This window comes from candidate division KSB1 bacterium, from assembly GCA_022562085.1.
In the GTDB taxonomy this organism is placed as follows: Bacteria; Zhuqueibacterota; Zhuqueibacteria; order Oceanimicrobiales; family Oceanimicrobiaceae; genus Oceanimicrobium.
The window spans coordinates 1-2023 of sequence record JADFPY010000492.1 but is presented as its reverse complement, the minus strand read 5'-3'; the positions used below and the strand labels follow the sequence as shown (position 1 = coordinate 2023).

The 2023-nt window shown below is 47.7% G+C and carries 2 protein-coding genes; both read left to right on the top strand.

Features of this window, described 5'->3' with window-relative positions; all coding sequences use genetic code 11:
- Positions 1 to 134: 134 nt before the first annotated feature.
- Positions 135 to 1145: a SpoIIE family protein phosphatase gene (locus IH879_22650; protein ID MCH7677728.1), complete on the top strand. Its 1011-nt coding sequence runs from the start codon at positions 135 to 137 to the stop codon at positions 1143 to 1145.
- 189 nt (positions 1146 to 1334) lie between these two features.
- A partial coding sequence (locus IH879_22645) for a PD40 domain-containing protein (GenBank protein ID MCH7677727.1) occupies positions 1335 to 2023 on the top strand: 689 nt, incomplete at its 3' end.

Below are 2023 nucleotides of genomic sequence, written 5' to 3'. Positions count from 1 at the left end.
AACTCACACCGATTCATTTAAAGCCGCCACTGCAAAGATGCCGGCCAAACTTTTTACCTGCTCCCGCGTAAATTAACTTGATCAGCACAAGTTTTAAAGCTATTTTTTTTTGTCTTTGAAAATGGTGAGACCCTATGGATACTAAAGATTTAGAGCGTTTTCGCAGCACTTTACAAAACCACCGGGACGCATTGTTAGAATGGCTTGATTCAGATTTACCCCATAAAGAAAAGCATTTAGCCGGATGTCCGGATGACGATGTAGAGCAACTCATCTCCGAGCTTAAAAATGCCTTAGGTCGAGTTGAATCAGGCGAGTTTGGAAAATGCCAGGAGTGTGACGGTGAGGTTGAAACAGATCGCTTGACGGCCGATTTCACCCAGTGTATATGCCTTGATCATTATTCCAAAGAGCAGCTGCGCAATCTCGAAAGCGAACTTGAACAGGTTTCGCAAGTGCAGAAAGATCTGCTGCCGTGCAAAGTGCCGAGGCTTCAGGGAATCGAGATGGCTGCCCGCACAGAGTCGGCAGGAATTGTCGGCGGTGATTATTACGACTTCTATAATTGCCAAAGTGGAGCTCAGGGGTTGGTAATCGCCGATGTCATGAACAAGGGATTACCGGCAAGCATGCTGATGTCGAATTTGCAGGCCGCCTTGCGAATCCTGGGTCCCCAGGTCAAAGGAATTGAATTATTAGCCGGGCGTCTTAACAGTTTTTTCCTGCACAATTTGAATTTGATTCGCTTTATTTCGCTGTTTCTGGCCGCTGTTGATGTAAAGTCCCGAACCCTAAAATACAGTAACGCCGGGCATCATCCGCCGCTTTGGTGGCAAGCCGAAACCGCGTCTGTCGAATGGCTCTGCCCGACCGGACCGGCTCTCGGTCTGACCCACGATCCACGGTACACTTCCGAGTCCGTTACATTCAATTCCGGTGATATTTTTGTATTTTATACCGACGGTTTGGTGGAAGCACAAAATCAGAAGGGCCAGACCTTTGATGAAAAAAGACTGGCAGTTTATGTTCGAAACCACCTGCATCAAACTGCAGATGATCTGTTAAACGGCATTTTTGAAACCGCCAAAGATTTGGCCGGCAAATTTCATGATGATGTGACCTTAGTGGTTTTGAAAGTGCAGTAGTTTGTAGGGAACGGTCGCGACCGTTCCCTGCCCATATCATGTTTCCTATCCTTGGTACTTCCACCATGGTCTATCCAGAATCCCGCGGCTGTTGAGCATGCCGAGTTGAGAAATTGCCAGTAAATTGCTGGGGGTTAAAAAAATGAACCCACCTATTAGACTAGACTTTAATCAATGTAAGGAGTTAATATGAAAAAGATACTCTTGTTATTTAGCGCTTTATTTCTCTTCAACAACGCATATGGCCAGATTAGTGCAAAACTTATGCGCTATATGGATATATCAGATACCCAAATCACCTTTGTTTATGGCGGCGATATCTGGGTCATGGCCAAAAGCGGCGGGACGGCGATCCAGGTTACCCACTCGCCTGGTGAGGAATCCTGGCCGCGTTTTTCGCCGGACGGCAAATCAATCGCATACACCGCCAGCTACAACGGCAACCAGGATATCTATGTAATGCCAGCCCTGGGCGGTGTGCCAACTCGGCTTACCTACCAGTCTCATAGCGACCGGATGGTCGATTGGCACCCGGATGGTAAGCACATTTTATTTGCCTCAAATCGAGAAAGTGGACAGCGACGCGTCCGACAGCTCTATTTGGTAAGTAAAGATGGCGGTTTACCCGAAAAGCTAAAGGTCCCCTACGGCGAATTGGCAAGCTACTCACCCGATGGCAATTTTCTGGCCTATATAACCAAGATTACCGAGAACTATCCGTTCAAGCGCTATCGTGGCGGCCTGGCTTCGGATATCATCATTTATGACCTGAGAAACAATACCGCCGAAAATATTACCGACAATCACGCCAACGACGGCAAACCTGCCTGGGCCGGTGATAAAATCTACTTCCTGTCGGATCAGGCGGAGAACATGCG

Bases quoted from the DNA above. Each gene is read 5' to 3' on its own strand.
- IH879_22650 (MCH7677728.1), top strand. From the start codon at position 135: ATGGATACTAAAGATTTAGAGCGTTTTCGCAGCACTTTACAAAACCAC.